Source organism: Lentzea sp. (assembly GCF_035525475.1).
Lineage (GTDB): Bacteria > Actinomycetota > Actinomycetes > Mycobacteriales > Pseudonocardiaceae > Lentzea.
This window is the reverse complement of the sequence record NZ_DATLEC010000068.1, coordinates 24,279-45,222: the sequence shown is the minus strand read 5'-3', so window position 1 is coordinate 45,222 and position 20,944 is coordinate 24,279. Positions and strand designations below refer to the sequence as shown.

The window sequence follows — 20,944 nt, the reverse complement described above, 5'->3', positions numbered from 1 at the left end:
CACGTTGGCCGATCCGGCGCCACCGACCATGAAGAACTCGCTGCGGCCGGAGTTCTTGATGGCGGCCGTGACACCGACGCCCTGGTCGTCGTCGTGGTTCCAGATGGCGTCGATCCGCCGCGCGGCCTGGAGCAGGTTCGCGGCGGCCTTCTCGCCGCTCTCCACTGTGAACTCGGCCGCCACGCGGTTGCTCACCTTCAGCCCGCAGTCGGCGAGCGCCTCGGCGAAGCCCTTGCTCCGGTCCTGGGTCAGCGGCAGCGAGTCGATGCCTGCGATCTCCGCGACCACGGCGTCGGTCTTGCCCTTGAGCTTCTCGCAGATGTACGTGCCGGCGGAGACGCCCATGCCGTGGTTGTCACCCAGCACCGTGGAGCGCGCGGCGAACGGGCTGCCGAACTCGCGGTCCACGTTGATCACCGTGATGCCCGCCTTCATCGCCTTGAGCGCGACAGGGGTGAGCGCCGCGCCGTCGAAGGGCAGCAGCACGATCGCGTCCACCTTGTCGTTGATGAACGTCTCCACCTGGCTGATCTGGAGGTTGACGTCGTTGGTGCCCTCGACGACGCGCAGCTCCACGTCGGAGTACTTACCGGCCTCTGTCTTGGCGGCGTTGGTGATCGCGGCCATCCAGCCGTGGTCGGCGGCCGGCGCGGAGAAGCCGATGACGACCTTCTCGCCCGGTTCGTCGTTGGCGACCTTCACGCCGCCCTGGTTGCCGCCGTTCTGGTTGTTCTGCGGCGTGTTGCCCGTGCACGCGGTGAGCGCGAGGCCCAGCGTCAGGACGGTGGCGAGAAGCGCGGTTCTCTTGTGTGGCATGGGTTCGTGTCTCCCTCGGGTGGCAGCGGTCGTGGGTGCGGCGTCAAGCGCCGCTGCGTCGGGCGAGCCGCTGCTGGAGGAGGACGGCGACCACGATGATCGCTCCCTTCGCGACGGCCTGGGCGGAGATGGAGAGGTTGTTGAGGGTGAAGACGTTCGACAGCGTGGTGAAGATCAGGACGCCGAAGACGGTGCCCGCGATCGTGCCGCGGCCGCCGGTCAGCAGCGTTCCGCCGATCACGACCGCGGCGATCGCGTCGAGCTCGTACAGACCGCCGTGCGTCGCGCTGCCGGTGGTGGTGCGGGCGACGAGCATGACGGCAGCGAGCCCGCAGCACAGGCCCAGCAGCGTGTAGAGCATCACGGTGTGGCGCCGCACGTCGATGCCGGCCAGCCGCGCCGCCTCCGGGTTGCCGCCGACCGCGAACGTCCTGCGCCCGAAGGTGGTGCGGTTGAGCAGCACCCACCCGCCGGCGGCGACCACCACGAAGATCACCACGAGCACCGGTACCCCCAGCACCGATGCGTCGAAGAACGCGGTGAAGCCGGGAACGTTCACGATCTGCGTCTTGCGGTTGGAGAGGATCTCGGCGAGACCGCGTGCGGCGGCCAGGCTCGCCAGGGTCGCGATGAACGCCACGACCCGTCCGTAGGCGATGAGCGCGCCGTTGACCAGACCGCACGCCCCGCCCACCAGCAACGCGGTGAACACGATGACGATCCAGTGCGTGTCGTTGGCGATCCCCTGCGTGGCCAGGGTTGTCGCCCACACCGACGACAGCGCGACGATCGCGCCCACCGACAGGTCGATCCCGCCGCCGGTGATCACGAACGTCATGCCGACGCTCACGACACCGATCACCGCGGCCAGCCGCAGGATGGTGAGCATGTTGTCGACGTCGGCGAAGCGGTCGCCCGCGGTGACGACGCCGCCCAGGCACAACAGGACCAGGGCGACCACGAGACCGGTGTTGCGCCCGGCGGGGGAGGCGAGCAGCGCCGAGACGCCGGACTCCTTCACGACCGGGGCTCTCCGCTGTTGCTGCGCGGGCACGGCGGCGGTGTCCTCGCTCATGCGGCGTGTCCTTCCATGACCAGGTCGAGGACCCGGGACTCGTCGATCTCGTCGGCCGGACCCTCGTGGACCACCCGGCCCTCGCGCACCACCAGGACCCGGTCGGCCAGGCCCAGGACCTCCTCGACGTCGCTCGACACGACGACGACGGCCACACCCCGTTCCGCCAGTTCGCGGACGAGGTCGTAGATCTCGCTGCGCGCACCCACGTCCACGCCGCGGGTGGGTTCGTCCAGCAGCAGCACCCGGCACTCCCGCAGCAGCCACCGCGCGAGCACGACCTTCTGCTGGTTGCCTCCTGACAGGCCGCGCACCATCCGGTCGACACCGGCCGGCCGGACGTCCAGGGCCTCGGTGAGCCGGGTCGAGCGGTCGCGTTCCGCCCGGTCGTCCAGAAACCCGAACTTGGCGAACGCCGACAGCGACGAGACGGTGATGTTGCGGTACACGGCCTGGTCGAGCAGCAGACCCTGGCTCTTGCGTTCTTCCGGGCACAGGCCCATTCCCGCGCGCACGGCCGCGCCGACACTTCCGCGCCGCAGCTTCCTGCCGTCGACCTCGACGGTCCCGCCGGCCGCCTTGCGCGCGCCGTACACGGTCTCCAGGATCTCCGAACGACCCGATCCGACGAGACCCGCGAGGCCGACGACCTCACCGGCGCGGACCGTGAAGCCCACTTCCTCGAAGCGGGCGCCGTCGGTCAGCCCGCGCACCTTCAGGACCTCGGGTGCGTCCGCGGCGACCGGTTTCCGTTGCGGGAACACGTTCTCCAGCACCCGCCCGGTCATCAACGCGATCAGGTCCGAGGTCTTCACGTCGCGCGCGGGCAGGCCCGTCGCGACCGTGCTGCCGTCCTTGAGGACGGTCACGCGGTCGCCGATCTCCCTGATCTCCGCGAGCCGGTGGGAGATGTAGATGACCGCCACGCCCTGGGCGGTGAGCTCCCTGATGATCCCGAACAGGACCCGCACCTCGTCCGGGTCCAGCACGGCCGACGGCTCGTCCATGATCAGCAGCTGGCCGTCCAGCGACAGCGCCCGCGCCATGCTGACGATCTGCTGGTGCGCCACCGACAACCGGCCGACGTCGCGGTCGGGCGCGATGTCGGGGTGTCCCAGGCGGTCGAGCAGCGCGCGGGTCCTGCGATGCGCCTCCGCGCGCCGGCTGAAGCCCGCCGTCGACAGCTCGTGGCCGAGGAACACGTTGTCGGCCACCGACAACCCCGCCACGAGGTCCAGCTCCTGGTAGATGGCGGCCACCCCGCTGCGCATCGCGGCGGTCGGGTCGCCGAACGACACGACCTCGCCTCGCCAGCGGATCTCGCCCTCGTCAGGGCGGTGCGCGCCGGACAGCACCTTGATCAGCGTCGACTTGCCCGCGCCGTTCTGCCCGAGCAGGCAGTGCACCTCACCCGCGCGGACGTCGAAGTCCACACCCTGCAGGGCCGTCACGCCGGGGAACCGCTTCACCACTCCCCTGACCGACAGCAGCGCCGCGGCCGGGTCCGTCATCCGGTCACTCCCGTCCACCGCCGTTCGAGCGCGCGACCACGCGCGGGCGAGCTCACCATTGAGTCCTCCGGGGCCTGGCAACCGTTGTGCCAGAAGGAATTCCGACTTGCGGTGTCAAAGTTAACGAGCCGCGTTTCGCCTGGTCAAGGTCGGCAGGTGGCACATGTAGGCCAACTTTTCCGCTTGACCGGAGGGCCCGCGTGAGCCTGCCGGGCGACGCGGTTCCCGCCGATTGCGCCAGGGCGAACACTCCCTTGCCGAGAACGCACTTGTCGTCCCACCGGCACGTCCCTAGGTTCGAGGGCACGGGCGAGCGCCGTCACGGATGGCGGCAGAACTGCGGAAAGCCTTGCCCGTCACCATGTTCACGAGTGCTCCGTGCATCGCGGCCCGTGTCTCGGAGATCGTCATCACGCTGCACGACCACTCCCGAAGGGGCTCCTCACGATGACCCGTCCGAACCCGGCGGCAGGGGGCGGCCCGTGATCGACTGGCTGCGGCTCGCCGAGTCGCTCATCTCCTCACCGTGGCTGTACGCCGTGCTCGCCGCGGTGTCCTTCCTGGACTCGTTCCTGCCCCTGATCCCGAGCGAACCGGTCGTGATCGTCGCGGGCGTCTACGCCGCCACAGGGCAGACCGACATCCTGCTCGTCATCGCGGCCACGACACTCGGCGCCTTCCTCGGTGACATGGTCCCCTACGCGGTGGGACGCCTGTTCGGCGCGAAAGTGCTCAGGAGACTGCCGCCCGGCACCAAACGCCGCGCCGCGCACGACTGGTTCACCCGCGAACTGGAGGCCCGCGGCGGCTTCATCCTGGTGACCACGCGGTTCATCCCGGTCGGGCGCTACATCGCCACGCTGTCCACGGGGCTCGTCGACTTCCCGCTGGGCAAGTACATGATGTTCGTCGGGTTCGCCACGGCCTCGTGGAGCGCCTACACCGCGTTCACCGGCTACCTCGGTGGCGTCGTGTTCCAGGAGAACACCCTCCTGGGGATGGCCGTCGGAATCGGGCTCGCGTTCGTGGTCACGGGCGTCATCGAAGCCGTGCGCCACGTGCGTCGCCGTCGCTCGGAGAACGCACCGGTGGAGACGGTCACCGACTGACGCCGTCCGCGGCGATCGCCATGATGTGACGAGTGCGCTCGCGCAGCAGCTGGTGCGTGCGGTCGTGGTGGTTGCGCGGATGCCACGCCATGCCGACCGTCACGGACGGCAGCGTGAACGGGATCGGGAACGTGCGCAGCCCGAGCGTCTCCAGCATCCGTCGCGCCAGCCTGGCCGGGGCGACGCAGACGACATCGGTCTCGGAGGCGAGGAACAGCGCGCTCGCGAACGTGGGCACGACGGCCACCACGCGCCTGCGCAGGCCCAGGTCCGCCAGTTGCTCGTCGATGGGGCCGTGGGCCCGGCCGCGCCGGGACACGACGATGTGGTCGGTCTCCGCGAACTGCCGCGGCGTCACCGTCTTCACTCCGGCCAGTGGATGCTCCGAACGCACCGCGCCGATCAACGTCTCGGTGACGAGCGTCTCCGTGCGGATCTCCGGATCGGCGAGGCGGATGCTGCCGATCTCCAGGTCCACCAGTCCTTCGCGCAGGGCGGGCACGTCCTCCAGGGTCTCCGGCCGCAGGCGCAGGGAGATGCCGGGAGCCTGCACCCGCAGGTCGTCGATGAGCGACGGGATGAACGTCGTGGAGAGCATGTCGGTGACCTGGAGGTCGAACATGCGCACCGCGGTCCGCGGATCGGCCGTGGTGGACGGCGCGAACAGTGCGCGCGCTCGGGTGGCGACCGCGTGCACCTCCCCCCGCAGCTCCAGAGCCCTGGGTGTGGGCACGAGATCGCGACCGGCCCGCACGAGCAGCGGGTCGTCGAAGGCGCGCCGCAACCGGGCCAGGGCGCGGCTCATCGCCGGTGCCGAGGTGTGCAGCCGGGCCGCGGCCTTGGTGACGCTGTTCTCGGCGAGCAACGCGTCCAACGCCTCGATCAGGTTCAGATCGATGTAGTCCACCCACCGATTATCACATCCGAAAGATTGCCGTACCAGAGTTGCACTGGAGTTAATCGGCCTCCGCTCCTAGCGTCGGAGAAGACAGCGGGAACTGATGGGAAACAAGGACATGACGGGAAGACGACTGTGATGCGGGCTGTGGTGATCGGTGCCGGGATCGTCGGGCTGACGACGGGAATCGCCCTGCGCCGGGCCGGGATCGACGTGGTGGTCTACGAGCACGCGCCGGAGATCCGGGCGGCCGGGGCCGGGCTGGGTATCTGGGCCAACGCGCTGGCGGTGTTCGACGACCTCGGCATCGGCGAGCAGGTGCGCGCCATCGGCAGGCCCAGCGAGATGTACTTCCACGACCCGGCCGGGCGGCTGCTCGAGACCCCGGAGTTCGGCGTGGAGGACCACCGGTACCTGTTGGTGCACCGGGCGAAGCTCAACGACCTGCTCGCCGACGCGGTGGGACGCGAGAACATCCGCCTGGACACCGGGTTCCGGGAGTACGAGGAGCACGAGAACCACGTCACCGCCCGGTTGTCCGACGGAGGCGACGACAAGGCCGACCTGCTCATCGGTGCGGACGGCGCCTACTCCGCCGTGCGCGCTCAGCTGGTGCCGGGCGCTCCCGCGCAGGAGCACCCCGGCCACCACGCCTGGCGCGCGGTCATCCCGACCGCCGGCACCGCCGTGTCCGGCAACCGCCTGATCCTGGGCACCGGCGGATGCCGCGGCGGGTACGTGCGCACCCACGACGGCAACGTCTACTGGCTGGTGAACCAGTTCCAGTCACCGCCGCTGACCGGCACCCGCAAGCAGCAGGCGCTGGACAGGGCCCACCGCCTGGAGGAGGGCGGGGACGGCGTGCTGGCAGAACTGATCGCCGCGACGCCGGAGGAGCTGATCCTGCACAACCAGGTCATGCTCGTGCCGCCGCTGCCGCACTGGGTGTCCGCGCGGGTCGCGCTCGCCGGGGACGCCGCGCACGCGATGTCGCCGCACATCACCGCGGGCGCGACGCTGGGCATCGAGGACGCCGCCCTGCTCGGCCGCCTGCTGGGCCCCGACGCCGACGTGCCCGCCGCGCTGGCCGCCTACGAGGCCGACCGGATCCCGCGGTACGCCCGCGTCGCCGAGCTGTCCGCGGCGGTCGAGCACTCGCCCACGCCGCAGGAGTTCGCGCGGCACTACGCCGCCTTCAGCCACTGGATGGTCAGCGAGCACTCCGGCCAGGGGCAGGCATGAGGTTCGTCGTGGACGTGGACGTGGCGGTGCCGATGCGGGACGGCATCGCCCTGGCCACCAACGTGTGGCGGCCGGAGGGGCCGGGACCGTTCCCCGTGCTGCTGGTCCGCACCCCGTACGGCAAGGACGACGCGGGGACGTTCGGCAACCCGAAGCTGCCGGACGTGTTCGCCTTCGTGGAAGCCGGGTACGCGGTGGTGGCGCAGGACGTCCGCGGCACCTCCCGTTCGCCCGGGACGTTCACCCCGGGCACCCACGAGGGCGACGACGGCGCCGACACGCTCACGTGGCTGGCCGAGCAGCCGTGGTGCGACGGCACGGCCGGCATGTGGGGCGGGTCCTACATGGGGTTCACGCAGTGGCTCGCGGCCGTGGACGCCGCACCGGTGTTGCGCGCGATCGCGCCCGTGATGAGCTCCGCCGACCTGTACCGGGCACCGTGGTACTCCCCCGGCGGCGCCTTGTCCCAGGACGCCGTCCTGACGTGGAGCACGCTCTCGGCCCTGCGCAACCTGCGCCGGGAGCCCGCGGAGGCCGATCCGGCCGACGCCGCGGCTCTGCTGTCCAGTGTGGACGACCCGCGGCTGCTGCACGAACCGCTGCCGCTCACCGGGCGTGACGCGGTGACGCGCAACCTGCCGTGGTTCGGCGAGGTGCTCGACCACCCCGGACGCGACTCGTTCTGGCAGGAGGTCGCCGCGATCGACCACTGCGGCGGCATCACCGTCCCCGCGCTCCAGGTCGGCGGCTGGTACGACGTGTTCATCGGCGAGACCGTGCGGTCGTACACGACGATGCGCCGCCACGGCGGCAGTGCCGCGGCCCGGGACGGTCAGCGACTGCTCATCGGTCCATGGGCACACGCCGACGGCACCGACCTCGGGACGTTCCCCGACCGGTCGTTCGGGCTCGCGGCCAGCATCAAGTCCGCCGACGTCACCGGCGAGCACCTGCGGTTCTTCGACCGCTGGGTGCGCGGCAGGACGGACGTCCCCGACGACCCCCACCGGGTCCGGATCTTCGTCATGGGCGTCGACCGGTGGCGCGACGAGCTCGACTGGCCGCTGCCGGACACCCGTCACACCGACTTCTTCCTGTCCGGGCAGGGCCGCGCCAACACCGCCTCCGGTGACGGCGTCCTGAGCCGCGACACCGCGCCCGTCGAGGCCGTGGACACCTTCCTCTACGACCCGCGCCGCCCGGTCCCGACCGTGGGCGGCACGGTGCTGGCCGGTGCGTCCGGCGCCTATCCGGGACCGGCCGACCAGGCGGCGGTCGAGGCACGCGAGGACGTGCTGTGCTTCACCACCGCCGTCCTGGACCGCCCGGTCGAGGTGACCGGTCACGTCACCCTCGTGCTGCACGTCTCCAGCTCGGCCCCGGACACCGACTTCACCGGCAAGCTCGTCGACGTGCACCCCGACGGCAGGGCGATCCTGCTGTGCGAGGGCGTCCAGCGCGCCCGCTACCGCGACTCGCTCACCGCGCCGGTTCCCCTGGAGCCCGGCACCGTGCACGAGCTGACCGTCGACATGTCCGTCACCTCGAACGTCTTCCTGCCGGGGCACCGCATCCGGCTCGAGGTGTCCAGCAGCAACTTCCCCCGCTACGACCGCAACACCAACACCGGCGGGACGATCGCCGCCGACACCGAGGACGACCTGACCGTCGCGGTCAACCGGGTCCACCACGGACCGGCACGTCCCAGCCGTCTGGTGCTGCCCCTGATCGAACGCCCGACGGAGGACTGACCGTGACCACACCGGAGGAACTGACCGGCAGGGCGGCCGTCGCCGACGCCGTCGCCGGTCTCGCCCACGCGCAGGACGACCAGGACTGGCCCGCGCTGCGGCGGCTGTTCGCCGACGAGGTCCTGCTGGACCTCTCGACCCACCACTTCGGCACGCCACCGGCCACCACGACGGCCGCCGACCTGGTAGAGCTGGCGAGGAGAACGCTCGAAGGCTTCGACTCCACCCACCACGCCACCTCGAACCTCCAGGTGCGGCTGTCGGGCGGCGAGGCGGAGTGCCGCGTGCACGTCGTCGCCTACCACCACGTCCTCGCGGACCCCGGTGTCGTCGACCACTGCACGATGCGAGGCCTCTGGCGGCTCCGGCTCCGCGAGACCGGCGGGCGCTGGCTGATCACCCACTGGGCCGTGCTGCGCACCTGCCCGTGGGAAGGGTCACCGGACGTCTACGCGCTCGCCGCCGAACGCGTCGCCTCCGCTTCCTGACCGAGGAGAGCCCGGTGTACTACGAGATCCGCACGGAACACGCCCGCCCCGGCCTCGGCCCCGAGCTGGCCCGGTACATGGACGAGACAGTCATCCCCCTGCACCAGGAGAGGGGGATGACGGTGGCGGGGTCCTTCACCGTGGCCGGTGACGAGGACGCCTTCGTCTGGGTCCGGCGCTTCGAGGACGACGCGGACCGCGACCGCGTCCTGGACGCCGTGCACAGCCACCCCCGGTGCGCGGCCGTGGCCGACACGGTGTCCGCGCTGGTGGGCAGGAAGGCGTCGACGGTCCGGTGGGAACCGACCTCCGGGTCAGGGCTGCGCTGAGGCCGCCATGACGGCGTCGATCGCCTTGCCGAGCTGCGCGTACTTCTGGGTGTACAGCACCGGGAACACGCTGGGCGGGTCGGCGGGGCGGCCGGCGTCGACGTAGTCCATGCCCAGGTTGCCGAACACGACGACGACGTAGTGGCGCCCGGCCTTGCCGGGCAACGACCTCACGATGCCCGCGTCGGCACCCGACGTGTTCGTCCAGCCGGTCTTGTGCGCGAACTCCACCTCGGCGGTCGCGTTGCACGGGCGCACATCGCGGTCGTACAGCGCGTCGCCGACCGCCACGGTGCCGTCGGGCTGGATCCAGCGCGCCGGCACCTGCTGCGGGATGCCCTGTACCGGGTAGTCGCGCCCGCACCAGTTCGGAGTGGACAGCATCTCGTTGTGGCCCTGGCCCGCCAGCGTCTCCAGGAAGAGCTTCCGCGACGGTGCGGAGAGCTCGGCGGCGGTGACGGGCTTGCCGGCGTCCGTCGTCCACAGCACGTCCGGGCCGCCGTTGACCAGCAACAGCAGCTTCGCGGCGTCGAGGCCGCTCATGTTCGAACCGCCCCAGGCGCCACCGTTGCCGGGGAGCGTGCCGGTGACCATCAGCGTCGGCATCCCCAGGTCGGTGAACGTCTGGTTGACCTGGTCCCAGGCGTTCAGGTCGTGGATCAGCTTGACCAGTGCGCAGGTGGACTCGTTCTGCGACTTGGTGATCATCTCGTCGAAGAGCTGCCGGACCTTCTTCACCGACTTCTCGCCGCACACGCCGCGCGCGGGGTTCGGGTCGTAGACGTAGTCGGCGTCGAGGTCGACCCTGCCCTGGTCCGCCAGGCGCAGGACGCCGAAGCCCACCATCAGCTTCAGCACCGACGCCGGGTAGGGCGAGGAGAAGTCGATCGGCGCGTTCTCCCTGCCCGGGAGCACGTCCCGGGTTCCCTTGCCGCCGTTGAGGTCCCACTCGGTGTCGTCCCACCACCGGTAGCGGACCTGGTCGGTGGACAGCGTCCCCGGCTTGACCGGCACGACCACGCCGCTCGGGTGCTGCGGGCTGAGCAGCACGTTCGCCACGGCCACCGGCCGGCCCGCCGGGTCGAGCGCGATGACCGCCGCGTCCAGGTTGGGCGTCTGGTGCAACGGCCTGCCGTCGGTCCGCGGCCGGGGCCGGTCCACCAGCTCGGCCGGCGAGGGGTCGTAGGTCTCCCGACGGTCCACCGGTAGCTCGGCGGGATCCGGCGGCGTCAGGTCGATGACGTCCTGGAAGTGCTGCGCCACGACCGCCTCGCGCAGCCGCTCCGCCAGCGGCTGGCCCTCCGCGCGGACCACCGGCGCCGTGGAGGCCGCCACCACCGCGAGTGCCGTGCAGAACGCGCTCATCCGCTCGAGCCCTGCCCGGAGCGCCCGATCAGTCACTGCTCGGCCACTCCGGCGTCTGGTGCCTTCCCGTGTACTGGGAAGCGACGGGGTCGGGCCACGATTCGTGCGGTGCGGTCACCATCGGTGCCGCGGCATCTCTCGCAGGAGCTCCGGCCACGTACTTGGCGTAGAGCTCGTCGAAGATGGGCGTCCTGGTCATGCGCACAATGGTGATCAGAAGAGATCACAAATCCGGCATGAAGGGGCCTAAATCGCCGGATCAGGTGATGTGTACACCCGTTCGTAAACCGTTGGGGCACAAGAACAACTCCGGAACGCGACGAAGCGCCCGGCTGGAAGGTTCCAGCCGGGCGCTCCGTGGTCGTGCACAGGAACCAACGCGATCGTCATCCGCTCCGGGCGTACCGGCCCCCGAAGCGATCAACCGGTAGGTGCCACTGCGTCGACGGCCTCACGCGATGGTGCCGCGAGTCAGCGGTCCCAGTCGCCCTCGTGCTCGCCCTCGTGCTCGCCCTCGTGCTCGTGGTCGTGGCCGTGGCCGTGGTCGTGCCCGTGGTCGTGGTCGTGCACGTAGACGTACTCGACCTCGAGGTCGGGGTTGATGCACGAGCCACTGTCGTTGTTGGAGAGGACCGGCACCGCGATGACGTTCACGTCGACGTGGCAGATGTTGATGTCGCTGAGCAGCTCGGAGTCTTCCATGTTCACGAGGCCCACCTGGTGGGTGTGGTCGTACCTCGAGGCGAGGTCCACCATGTCGTCCATGGCGCCACCCTGCGTCGCGAACGCGGGCGAGCCCATCATCAGGAAACCGGCGCCAACGGCAGCCGCGGCGAAAGCCTTCTTCAGCATGCGATTTCTCCTCACGAACCAGTCGTTGTGATCTGCACGTGCAACGAGGGGAGGACCGGAGCCGGCACCCCTGCCGGACCTCCGTTCCTCCACCGGGGGAACGGCGCACCGCCACAGCGGGCGCCGTTCCGCATCACTCGTCTTCGTCGGGGTTGGCGCAGAGGCCGCTGTCGTTGTCGGACAGCACCGGCACCGCGATGACGTTGACGTCGATGAAGCAGACGTTCAGGTCGCTGGCGACCTCGGACTCGTCGAGGTCGACGAGGCCGACCTGGTCCGTGATGTCCAGCTCAGGGGCATCGGCCATCGCCGTGGAACCAATACCGAGGAAAGCGCCCGCGATAGCGACGGCCGCCCCTGCCTTCTTCAGCACAGAAATCTCCTTGTTCGAATCAGTTCTAGAACGGATTACGCCGACGATTCCCGCCGTTCGCAAGTCCGAGGGGACCGTATCCAAATGGCCAAGGCAAGCCAAATCGCCTACCACGCGATGGCGTGGTCAGGACGGTCTTCAATCACACTTTCAGGTGATACTTGATCACTGGCGTTTCGCGATTTCACCACCCCTGAGCAGGGGAGATCAGTGAATGCCGCAAGTCGCATCTTACTTTGGGGTGAAAAGTTGTCACCGGTACCGCGCCCCGAGTCTGGTAGGCATCACCACGACCACACGAAGAAAGGCGGTGCCGAGGACGGAAAAGGCACGCTACCGCCTTGAACAGCCATTATGCCGATCGAGCCGAACTCCGGCGTCGTGGCGCACCGTCTCCGGTTTCGAAGGCGGGCACCGGCGACCACGCGGTCGAGAGCCCGGATGCGGCCGGGGGCGAACGCGAATGCGCAGCCGGCTACGACGCCGTGCACGTTTCCGCGGGCCGGCCCGCGTTCTCGCGGACCTGTTCCCCGATGGCGCCTCTCCGAGGCCGTCAGCGGCATTCTGTCCACAATGGACGACGGCGGAGTCCTTCCGGCATCACCGCCCGCGACCGCGTTCTCGGACGTTCCGAGCCACGCCACCAGGTGCGCGCCGTGACTGGACGTGAAGCAACGCGAGCGGTCCTGGTCCACGAAGGGCACGAGACCGCCCGCGTGGTGCGCCTCGGTGCGGGACGCGTCGCGGGTCTCCGGCCCGGCCGGGGACGACCGGCGGCCCGCGACGCTCCCGGCACGTCGTCAGACGCTCGGCTCGTCGCGGGTGAGGGCCTGGCGCAGTCGCGCGTAGACCTGCGCGGGCGTGCGCTGGGCCGTGATCAGCTCGGGGCCGGCCGCGCGGTGGTAGGCCCGTTCCACGTCGAGCGCCACGCGGTCCCACGCGTACCGGATGTGCACGCGGTCCTGGCCCGCCGCTCCCAGCTGCTGGCGCCGGACCTCGTCCACCAGGAGCGCCCGCAGTGCCCGCGCCAGCATCGCGGGGTTGTGCGGCGGGACGAGCAGGCCGGTCACCTGGTGCACCACGGACTCGGCGAGGCCGCCGACCGCCGTCGCCACCACCGGCACGCCGCAGGCCATCGCCTCGAGCGCCACGACTCCGAAGGACATCTGCCGCTGGGGACACGCCACGACGTCCGCGGACCGGATCAACGCCGGCATCTCCGAGTGCGGCACGTGCCCGAGGAAGCTGACCCTGTCCGCGACGGCGTGCCGGGTCGCCAGGTCGGTCAGGCGCTCGTACTCCGCGTTGCCGCGCAGGAAGCGCCGGGCAGGACCACCGCCCACCACCAGCTCGGTGTTGCTCACCGCGGTGAGCGCGAGGACCAGGTCGTCGAGACCGTCGTCCGGGGCCAGCTGAGCGGCGGCGAGGACGCGGAGCCTCCCCGTGCGCGCCGTGGCCGGGCCGGTCGGCGTGAACGTCTCGGTGTCCACGCCCCACGGCACGGTCGAGATCCTGGACCGGCGCACGCCCAGTCGCGCGAGCTCGTCCGCCTCCTGGCCGGACGTGGCGATGACGCCCGCCGCGCCGCGGCCGACCAGCCGTTCGATCTCGGTGGAGGCACCGCCCACGAGTCCGTGGTAGCTCTGCACGATCGGGATCGCGGTGCGGCGCGCGCTGAGCACCGCGCCCAGGCCTGACGTCCAGTGGTGGGCGTGGATGACGTCCGGGGCGTCGTCCGCCCACCGGGCGCTCAACGACCGCGCGAACTCCCCGATGTGGGGCACGACGTCGTCATCGCCGAGCTTCTCCGCGGGGCCTGCCGCGACGTGCACGACGTCGAAGCCGCGGTCCACCCGCATCCGGTCCGGCAGCCGACGGTCGGTCTGGCGCGTGTAGACGGTCAGCTCGTGTCCGAGCTTCCGCAGCTCCTGCGACAGCTCGGCGACGTGCCGGCGCCCGCCTGCGGAGTCCGTGTCGTTCAACGCGGTCAGCGGGTTGTCCCGCAACGAGATCATCGCGATCTTCACCTGGTCACCTCCGGGTGGGGCCACGGGTTGGGGGCGCACGTCCTGCCGTCCCGGGGAACGGCGGGACCCTGCGGTGTGGAGGCGGTGATGTCGGCCAGCCTGTCGTTGGAGACCGAGAAGGTCTGCTGCATCATCACGGGCGCCGGGACGCCGTTCGCGGGGCAGAACTCGTGGCCGTGCCCCAGGAAGTGCCCGATCTCGTGGTTGACGACGTACCTGCGGTAGCCCTCCAGATCGCGGCCGAACGACTGGGCGCCCCGGAACCACCGCGGCGCGCTCACGTAGACGACGCCCTCGGCGTAGCACGACGTGTCGTAGGGCAGCTGGAACCCGCAGATGGCCCGTGCGGTCTCGGTCGCGGTGAGCCGGATCCGCACGTCCGGCTCCTCCACGTCCACCCGGCGGAAGGCCACGTCGCCCGAGGCGGTCCACCCGCGCGGGTCCGCGAGGGCCGCGTCCACGGTCGCCGCGAAGGACCTGTGCACGCTCGGGAGCACCGCGCCCTGCTCGACCTCGACGGAGTAGGTGTGCACCTGCCCGGTGCCGACCTGGGCGGTCGTGCCCTCGACGGTGCGCCACCAGCCCTCGCCCCAGGCGCGCACCGGGACACCCGGCGGCAGCTCGGGGCCGGGCCCCAGCCGGGGCAGCGCCTGGGCGGCCACCGCCGCGGGTTCCTCCGAGCCGGTGGGCGGCGCCGGGGACTGACCGGACGAGGGCGGCGTGGAGGGGGACGGCGGAGGCGGCGTCTTCACCGAGATGCTCGCCACGGCCGGAGCCTGCGGCTCCGCGGCGTGGCGGGCCGACTCCGGCACCGGCCAGATCCTCAGCAGACCGATCGTCACCCCGGCCAGCATCGCGGCGAAGACGTACACGACGATCCTGCCGACGGTCATGTTGTCACTCCCCTGTCACGAACAGCTGAGCAGCACCGGGCAGGCCGCTTGGTGCAGCGCCGTCCTCGCCGCCGGTTGCAGGCCTTCCGCCGGGCCGCGCTCCCGGCCGGACACCACGAGCAGGTCGCTCGGGAACAGCCGCGCCTCCTCCTGCACGGACCTGACCTCCCGCACCAGTTCGACGATCACGTCGGGGCACGCGGCGTGGACGACGTCGGCGATGGCATCGGGCAGGTCGCACACCGCCCAGTACGGGCGGGCCAGCACCCGGAGCCGGGTCGCCCGCCGCGCACGGCACAGCGCGACCGCACGCCGCAGGACACCTTCACCCCCGACGGGGTCGATCACCGCGGTCACGACGCCGAAACAGCCGGAGAGAGCGGCACGCGAACCGCAGAGCACCACCACGTCGTGGCGGTCGCGGCACGCCAGAGGTGGTGCGGCCAGGGCGGAAGCCCGTGAGATGACGACCAGCGCGCCCTCGCGGCAGACAGCCGCACGACCGCGGTGTTCGATGTGGACGGACAGATGCGGGAGCCCGGCGAGCAAAGCCTCGACGTCGGCGTGCACCGGATCGTTCTCCGCGTCCTCGTCCGGGGCCGAGCGCAGGACCAAGCCGACGCCGAGCGCGTCGGCGCACGCCGCCGCCCACCGGACGCCGGCGACACCGCACTCGTCGACGTCGACGACCACGCAGGTGGCGTCTATGCCGACGGGTTCCGGTGCGAGCGCGGTCATCACGCCACGCCCGGCATGTCGGCGCGTGTCTTCCCGGCCCCGTCGGCCTGCGGGATCTCGGGCTGCGGGATCTCGACCTGGGGGATCTCGGCCTGAGAAAGCTGGGTCTGCGAAAGCTCGGCCTGAGAAAGCTCGGCCTGCGAAAGCTCGGCCTGGGAGACTTCGGACTGGGAGAGCTCGGCCTGCCTGGGCAACGGCAGGTCCGGCGTCGTGGCGATCTCGGAGTACCACTGGTCCAGCAGCTGCTGCCGCTCGGCCAATTCGGCGAGCAGGCCGCGCGAGTTCTCCAGCGCCTCGCCGACGATCTCGCGAGCGCGCTGGCTCGCCTCGGCCAACCGGCGCTGGGTCTCCTGCTCGGTCTCGTCGAGGAGCCGGGCCTGCCGGGCAGCGGCCTCCTCCGTCCGGCTGACGGCCTGCTGGGCACGGGCGCGCGCCTCGGTCTCGATGTCCTCCGCCTTGCGCTTCGCGACGTGCATGAGGTACCTGATGCAGCCGGAGACAGCGTTGTCCTTGCTGTACCCCGCGTGGATCATCCGGTACTCGGCGAGCTCCGCCCTGGCTGCCTCCAGGTGCGTGGCGAGGTCCTCCGCCGTGGCGAGCGCGGCATCGCGGTCGGCGCACGCGGTCTCTAGAAGCATTTCGAGCCGCGCGTACTCCTCGTCGACCTGGTTCCGGTCGTAGCCGAGCCAGCGGGTCCTGAACGCGGAGGGGCCCTCGTCCAGGAGTTCGTCGAATTCCATGCCCGTGTCCTTCCTGAACGTGGGCGGTGGTGTCGACGTGGCAATACCCGTATGGCGGACCGTCAGTCGCTCCCGACCAGGTAAGCACTCTGTCTAGTGAATTCCTCACGGAGCGTCATCACCTGCGAATCGACGCGAAAACGACGAAGGCGCGCCGGTTCGTGCACCGGCGCGCCTTCGTTCGTGCTCGGGTCAGCCCCGTTCGCTCCTCAGGAAGCTGATGTACGACTCGGCCGCGACACGCGCGCGCTCGCGCAGCGCCTGCGGATCCGTCGCAGCGGCGGCCTTCACCCCCTCACAACCGGCCGCGAGCGCGTCGGGCCCGAGCGCCGTCATGGCCATGTCGGGGAGCTCGTCCCTCATGCACCTGGTCGCCCGGCCGACGGCGTCGGGGCCGCAGTAGTCGTCCGGCGAGTAGCACTTCTCCACGACGGCGTCGAGAACGGGCTTACCGCGCTTGTAGATCTGGTCCATCCCGCCGAGCCCGGCCACCGCCTGGGGGAGGACGACGTCCTTGAGCTCCTGCGCGTCCTCACCGTCTGTTCCCGGTTGGAGGTTCGCGGCGCAGACCCGGGACATGAACTCCTCACGCGTGATCTCCGTGAGCATGCCCACGGTGTCGCTGAAATTCCCGAGGCATGCGACCGCATTGGCGGCTGCGGGAGCGAGCACCAGCGGAATCGCCGCGAACAACGCGGCCAGTGCGGTCGTCCTCTTCTTCATGTGGTCCTCCTGAGAATCCGGGCCGAGCAGTCGACCGGCTCATACCCAGGTGGTGTGTGAAAAGCACTCGGCTCGGCGATGTCAACCGCATCGAGTGATGGTGAACGCGTGTTCGACTTTGGCGTCCAGCAACAGCGGAGTGGCATTGCGAACCCGTGCGAGCAAGGTGTGGTTCCCCTCCGCCAGGTCGAAGTCCTGGAGGGTCACCCTGCCGCTGTCGCGGTGGGTGGCGATCGCGGTGTCGTCGATGAGGACCTCGACCTGGTCGAGGATCTCCGGGTCACCGGCCGTGACGCTGATGTCCGGCACGTCCGTGGACATCACGACCGCACCGTCCTCGATGCCCTCGACGGTCAGGCCGGCTCGTTCGATGTGCACCACCGAGCCGATCACGACGGTCGCCGACACCGCGAACACCACGGCGAGGAAGGCGAGCAGGACTACCTCCGACCTGCGGGGCGAGGAACGCATCGGTCATCCCGAGGCCAGGGCCGCAAGCCGGTCGGCACCGCCGTTGAACACGTTCTGGTCGATCGGCGACGACGTGTACTGCCAGATCGTGTGAACCGGCCAGCGGTACGGCATCGGCCCCACCGCGGGCGCGTACCTGGCGAGCCACAGCGGGTTCGTCGAGCTGAAGTCGCCGGTGCGGCCGGTGCACCTGTCCCACCACGCCGCGGACGTGTAGATCACCGGCCAGCGCCCGGTGAGCGCGTGGTAGGTGTCGCTGAAGCTGAGGATCCATTTCACCATCGCGCCGTGGTTCATCCCGTAGCAGGCCTCGCCGTACGGGTTGTACTCGATGTCGAGCGTGCCGGGCAGCGTCCGTCCGTCACGCGACCAGCCTCCCCCGTTCGCCACGAAGAACCGGGCCTGCGTCGCGCCGTCGGACCGGTTCGGCAGGGCGAAGTGGTAGGAGCCCCTGGTCATGCCCGCGGCCGCCGAACCGTTGTACTGCTGGGTGAAGTTCGGGTTCGTGTAGTCGGTGCCCTCGGTGGCCTTGACGTAGGCGAACCGCTTGCCGGAACGCCACCAGTGCCCCCAGTCGACGTTGCCCTGGTGACTGCTGACGTCGATGCCCTCCACCTGCCCCGCCTCGAGCTGCGGCGGGGTCAGCAGCATCTCCGCGGTGCCCTCGTGCTTGGCGATCTGGGAGCCCGCGGGGTGGTCTCCCGGTCCTTCTTCCGCACCGGCGGTCACCGGGCTCAGAATGCTCATGACCAACGCGATCGCTGCGGTGCGAATGACGGTCTGGCCGGCGCGTGATCGCGGCTGCATTGGATTTCCTCCCCGTACGTGAATGGTTCTGGTGGCCAGCTACCCGTCGCAGGAACGGAAAAACCGGACACCGATTTGTTGACACGACAGGGTGACTGAAACGGGCTTCCTGCACAGTAGGTGACGATTTCCGGGAACCGGTTCATTCGATGAGGTCGCCTGATCCCCGTTTCGACGGGTAACCGTCGAAAGCCGCTTTCAATGAGAGGAGTCCGACCAGTGAACCGCAAGCCGATCTCGCGCTGCGCCGCCAAGCTCACCGGGTACTGCCTGCTCGCGGGCGTCCTGGTGGCCGGGCTCCTCCTTCCCGCCACGGTGACACTCGGGGCGTTCTCCAACACGCTCAGCGACCAGGTGAAGTCGACCCTGGCCCTCATGCTGAAAACAGACCCGCCGTTGATGACGACGGTGACGGACAGGGACGGGGCGCCGATCGCGCACCTGTACGACCAGTACCGGGTGCGGACGCCACCGGACAAGCTCTCGCCGCACATGAAGGACGCGCTGCTCGCGATCGAGGACCGCCGTTTCTACGAACACCACGGCGTCGACTGGATCGCGACCGCGCGTGCGTTGGCGCGCAACAACTCCAGCGGGTCGGTGCAGCAGGGTGCGTCCACGCTCACCCAGCAGTACGTGAAGAACTACCTCGTGCACGTGATCGGCCGCAACAACAAGAGCGCGCAGGGCGACGCGCAGGAACAGAGCGTCACCCGCAAGCTGCGCGAGGCACGTATCGCCCTGGGCCTGGAAACGGCGCTGAGCAAGGACGAGATCCTCTCGCGGTACCTGGACCTCGTGCCGTTCGGTTCGACGATCTTCGGTGTCGCCGCCGCAGCGCAGGCCTACTTCGAGACCACGCCGGACAAGCTGACCGTCACGCAGGCCGCGACGCTCGCGGGCATGGTGAACAGCCCGACGGCACTGGACCCCGAGGCGCGACCGGACAAGGCGATCGAGCGCAGGAACCTCGTGATCGACGGCATGGCGTCGGACGGGAAGATCACGCACGAGGAGGCGGACCGCCACAAGGCCGCACCGCTGGGCCTCAGCGAACCCGTCCATCCACTGCAGACCGGCTGCGTCGGCGCCGGGACGTCGTACGGGTTCTTCTGCTCATTCTTGGTGCAGCACCTCGAAGAGGCGGGGTTCAACCTGGAGGAGCTGAAGATCGGCGGCTACCGGATCGAGACCACGCTGGACCCGAAGATCACCGACTACGCGAAGCAGGCCGTCGAGGCGCAGGCGCCGAAGAACACGCCCGGCGTCGCCAACACCATGGCGATCGTGCGGCCCGGCAAGGACAAGCACGAGGTCGTGGCGCTGGTGGCGAACCGCGACTACGGCCTCGACAAGGAGCAGTTCCAGACCCAGTTCGACCTGCCGAGCGGGGTGGAGAACAAGTTCGGCACCGGGTCCGTCTACAAGGTCTTCACCGCGGCCGCCGCGCTGGAGAAGGGCATCGGCATCGAGACCGTGATCCCCTCCCCCAACACCTACACCTCGAAGGTGTTCAAGGGCGGCGCCGCGTCCTGCCCGGCCACCGGTGAGCCGAACACCTACTGGTACTGCCTGTCCAACCACAACAACAACTACCCGCCGCAGATGCCGCTGAAGCAGGCGCTCGCCACCTCCCCCAACACGGCGTTCGTGATGCTGGAGGAACGGGCGGGGCTCGACTCCGTCGTGGACATGGCGTCCCGGCTCGGCATGCGCAGGACGATGGCCACGAACATCGCGGGCGTGAAGCCGGACCCGAAGGCGGAGAAGGAGCTCCGCGTCTCCCAGGCCGAGTACTACAAGTCCAACGGCAACGCCTCCTTCACGCTCGGGCCGGCGCCGTCGAGCACCCTGGAGCTCGCGAACGTCGCCGCGACGATCATCAGCGGCGGCACGTGGTGCGAGCCCACGCCGGTGCGCCGGGTCCTCGACCGCAACGGCAACCCCGTCGACCTGAAGCAGCCGCCCTGCGAGCAGGCGGTGCCCGAACCGCTGGCCAACGCGCTCGCCAACGGCCTCAGCGAGGACAGCAAGGGAATCGGCACCGCCGCCACCTCGGCGCGCAAGGCGGGCTGGACGCGCCCGATGATGGGCAAGACCGGCACGACCGAGGAGTACAAGTCCGCCGCGTACCTGGGAGCCACCCCGGACTACGCCGCCGCGGTGCAGGCGTTCAACGACAGCACCTCGCCCCAGGGCATCTGCATCGGCGAGGGTGCGCCCCGCCTGTGCCCCGAGGGCAACATCTACGGCGGCACCATCCCCGCCGCCACCTGGTTCGACACGATGATGAAGGCGCACGCGGACCTGCCGGAGAAGCCCCTGCCGCAGGCGGAGGAACGCGACATCCACGGCAACGGCAACATGAAGGTCCCCGACGTGGTCGGTTCCGACCTGACGAAGGCCACGGACATGCTGCGCCAGGCGGGTTACCAGGTGACCACCGTGCGCGTCTCCTCGCCGCAGCCGGCGGGTTCCGTGGTGTCCCAGTCCCCGCAGGGCATGGCGCCCAAGGGCAGCTCCGTCACGCTCTCGGTGAGCAGCGGCCCACCCGCGGCGCCGAAGCCGAACCCCGTGACGTCGGTATCACCGGCGGCGGTGTCGTCACCGCCGACGACCTGACGCGTCCGAAGTGGACGTGCGATGGAGCACGCAGCGAGGTGCGCACCACTCCCCGGGAGTGCCGGTCACCACGACCCACTGAGCCGTCCCCGGCCCTCCGGCGCAGACCGCCGG

General features: G+C 70.2%; 21 protein-coding genes. 6 read left to right on the top strand and 15 right to left on the bottom strand.

What is annotated here, in order from left to right:
- The 3 genes from VM306_RS11740 to VM306_RS11730 form a co-directional block, all read right to left on the bottom strand.
- Positions 1-816, bottom strand: an 816-nt coding sequence (locus tag VM306_RS11740) for a substrate-binding domain-containing protein (RefSeq protein WP_325514062.1), incomplete at its 3' end; no start/stop codon positions are given.
- Between the two features lie 43 nt (positions 817-859).
- Positions 860-1,891 (bottom strand): ABC transporter permease, encoded by a 1,032-nt coding sequence (locus VM306_RS11735; protein WP_325514060.1) that lies wholly within the window; start codon positions 1,889-1,891, stop codon positions 860-862.
- On the bottom strand, positions 1,888-3,402 hold the full coding sequence (locus VM306_RS11730; protein ID WP_325514058.1) for a sugar ABC transporter ATP-binding protein: 1,515 nt from the start codon (positions 3,400-3,402) through the stop codon (positions 1,888-1,890). The genes VM306_RS11735 and VM306_RS11730 overlap by 4 nt, the downstream gene beginning before the upstream one ends.
- Before the next feature lie 482 nt (positions 3,403-3,884).
- Between VM306_RS11730 and VM306_RS11725 the strand changes: the two genes are divergently transcribed.
- Entirely contained in the window at positions 3,885-4,511 is a 627-nt protein-coding gene (locus tag VM306_RS11725; protein WP_325514056.1) for a DedA family protein, read from the top strand.
- Here VM306_RS11725 and VM306_RS11720 read toward each other — a convergent pair.
- A complete protein-coding gene (locus VM306_RS11720) occupies positions 4,501-5,418 on the bottom strand; it encodes a LysR family transcriptional regulator (protein WP_325514054.1) in 918 nt (305 codons plus the stop codon). The two genes, VM306_RS11725 and VM306_RS11720, sit on opposite strands and share 11 nt — an antisense overlap.
- Before the next feature lie 129 nt (positions 5,419-5,547).
- Here VM306_RS11720 and VM306_RS11715 point away from each other — a divergent pair, with 129 nt between their 5' ends.
- Genes VM306_RS11715 through VM306_RS11700 form a run of 4 tightly spaced genes read left to right on the top strand, consistent with a single transcriptional unit; the run spans position 5,548 to position 9,219 of the window.
- Positions 5,548-6,651 (top strand): FAD-dependent monooxygenase, encoded by a 1,104-nt coding sequence (locus tag VM306_RS11715; protein ID WP_325514052.1) that lies wholly within the window; start codon positions 5,548-5,550, stop codon positions 6,649-6,651.
- The gene (locus VM306_RS11710; protein ID WP_325514049.1) at positions 6,648-8,402 is read left to right on the top strand and encodes a CocE/NonD family hydrolase; all 1,755 of its coding nucleotides are present in this window, start codon (positions 6,648-6,650) and stop codon (positions 8,400-8,402) included. Before VM306_RS11715 ends, VM306_RS11710 begins: the two co-directional genes overlap by 4 nt.
- 2 nt (positions 8,403-8,404) lie before the next feature.
- Positions 8,405-8,890, top strand: a complete 486-nt coding sequence (locus VM306_RS11705; RefSeq protein WP_325514047.1) for a nuclear transport factor 2 family protein — start codon at positions 8,405-8,407, stop codon at positions 8,888-8,890.
- 14 nt (positions 8,891-8,904) lie between these two features.
- Entirely contained in the window at positions 8,905-9,219 is a 315-nt protein-coding gene (locus VM306_RS11700) for an NIPSNAP family protein (RefSeq protein WP_325514044.1), read from the top strand.
- On the opposite strand, the gene VM306_RS11695 is transcribed toward VM306_RS11700, so the two are convergent.
- The 11 genes from VM306_RS11695 to VM306_RS11645 form a co-directional block, all read right to left on the bottom strand.
- Positions 9,205-10,620, bottom strand: a complete 1,416-nt coding sequence (locus tag VM306_RS11695; protein ID WP_325514042.1) for a serine hydrolase — start codon at positions 10,618-10,620, stop codon at positions 9,205-9,207. The two genes, VM306_RS11700 and VM306_RS11695, sit on opposite strands and share 15 nt — an antisense overlap.
- Positions 10,613-10,783, bottom strand: coding sequence for a hypothetical protein (locus VM306_RS11690; protein ID WP_325514040.1), 171 nt, complete (start codon positions 10,781-10,783; stop codon positions 10,613-10,615). Before VM306_RS11690 ends, VM306_RS11695 begins: the two co-directional genes overlap by 8 nt.
- Before the next feature lie 272 nt (positions 10,784-11,055).
- Complete coding sequence (locus VM306_RS11685) at positions 11,056-11,436, bottom strand: hypothetical protein (RefSeq protein WP_325514038.1); 381 nt, start codon at positions 11,434-11,436, stop codon at positions 11,056-11,058.
- Positions 11,437-11,569: 133 nt separating this feature from the next.
- Positions 11,570-11,809, bottom strand: coding sequence for a hypothetical protein (locus VM306_RS11680; RefSeq protein ID WP_325514036.1), 240 nt, complete (start codon positions 11,807-11,809; stop codon positions 11,570-11,572).
- An 800-nt stretch (positions 11,810-12,609) separates the two neighbouring features.
- A complete protein-coding gene (locus tag VM306_RS11675) occupies positions 12,610-13,836 on the bottom strand; it encodes a glycosyltransferase (RefSeq protein ID WP_325514034.1) in 1,227 nt (408 codons plus the stop codon).
- Positions 13,833-14,729: a DUF3152 domain-containing protein gene (locus VM306_RS11670; RefSeq protein ID WP_325514032.1), complete on the bottom strand. Its 897-nt coding sequence runs from the start codon at positions 14,727-14,729 to the stop codon at positions 13,833-13,835. The genes VM306_RS11675 and VM306_RS11670 overlap by 4 nt, the downstream gene beginning before the upstream one ends.
- A gap of 15 nt (positions 14,730-14,744) precedes the next feature.
- Complete coding sequence (locus tag VM306_RS11665) at positions 14,745-15,467, bottom strand: hypothetical protein (RefSeq protein ID WP_325514030.1); 723 nt, start codon at positions 15,465-15,467, stop codon at positions 14,745-14,747.
- Positions 15,467-16,207, bottom strand: a complete 741-nt coding sequence (locus VM306_RS11660) for a pentapeptide repeat-containing protein (protein WP_325514028.1) — start codon at positions 16,205-16,207, stop codon at positions 15,467-15,469. The genes VM306_RS11665 and VM306_RS11660 overlap by 1 nt, the downstream gene beginning before the upstream one ends.
- Positions 16,208-16,399: 192 nt before the next feature.
- Entirely contained in the window at positions 16,400-16,930 is a 531-nt protein-coding gene (locus VM306_RS11655; protein WP_325514026.1) for a hypothetical protein, read from the bottom strand.
- A gap of 81 nt (positions 16,931-17,011) precedes the next feature.
- Positions 17,012-17,401 (bottom strand): hypothetical protein, encoded by a 390-nt coding sequence (locus VM306_RS11650; RefSeq protein WP_325514024.1) that lies wholly within the window; start codon positions 17,399-17,401, stop codon positions 17,012-17,014.
- Positions 17,402-17,404: 3 nt separating this feature from the next.
- Positions 17,405-18,148 carry a lysozyme gene (locus VM306_RS11645; protein WP_325514022.1) on the bottom strand — a complete coding sequence of 248 codons (744 nt, stop codon included), beginning with the start codon at positions 18,146-18,148 and terminating at the stop codon, positions 17,405-17,407.
- Between the two features lie 279 nt (positions 18,149-18,427).
- Between VM306_RS11645 and VM306_RS11640 the strand changes: the two genes are divergently transcribed.
- Positions 18,428-20,830 carry a penicillin-binding protein gene (locus VM306_RS11640; protein ID WP_325514020.1) on the top strand — a complete coding sequence of 801 codons (2,403 nt, stop codon included), beginning with the start codon at positions 18,428-18,430 and terminating at the stop codon, positions 20,828-20,830.
- Positions 20,831-20,944: the final 114 nt, after the last annotated feature.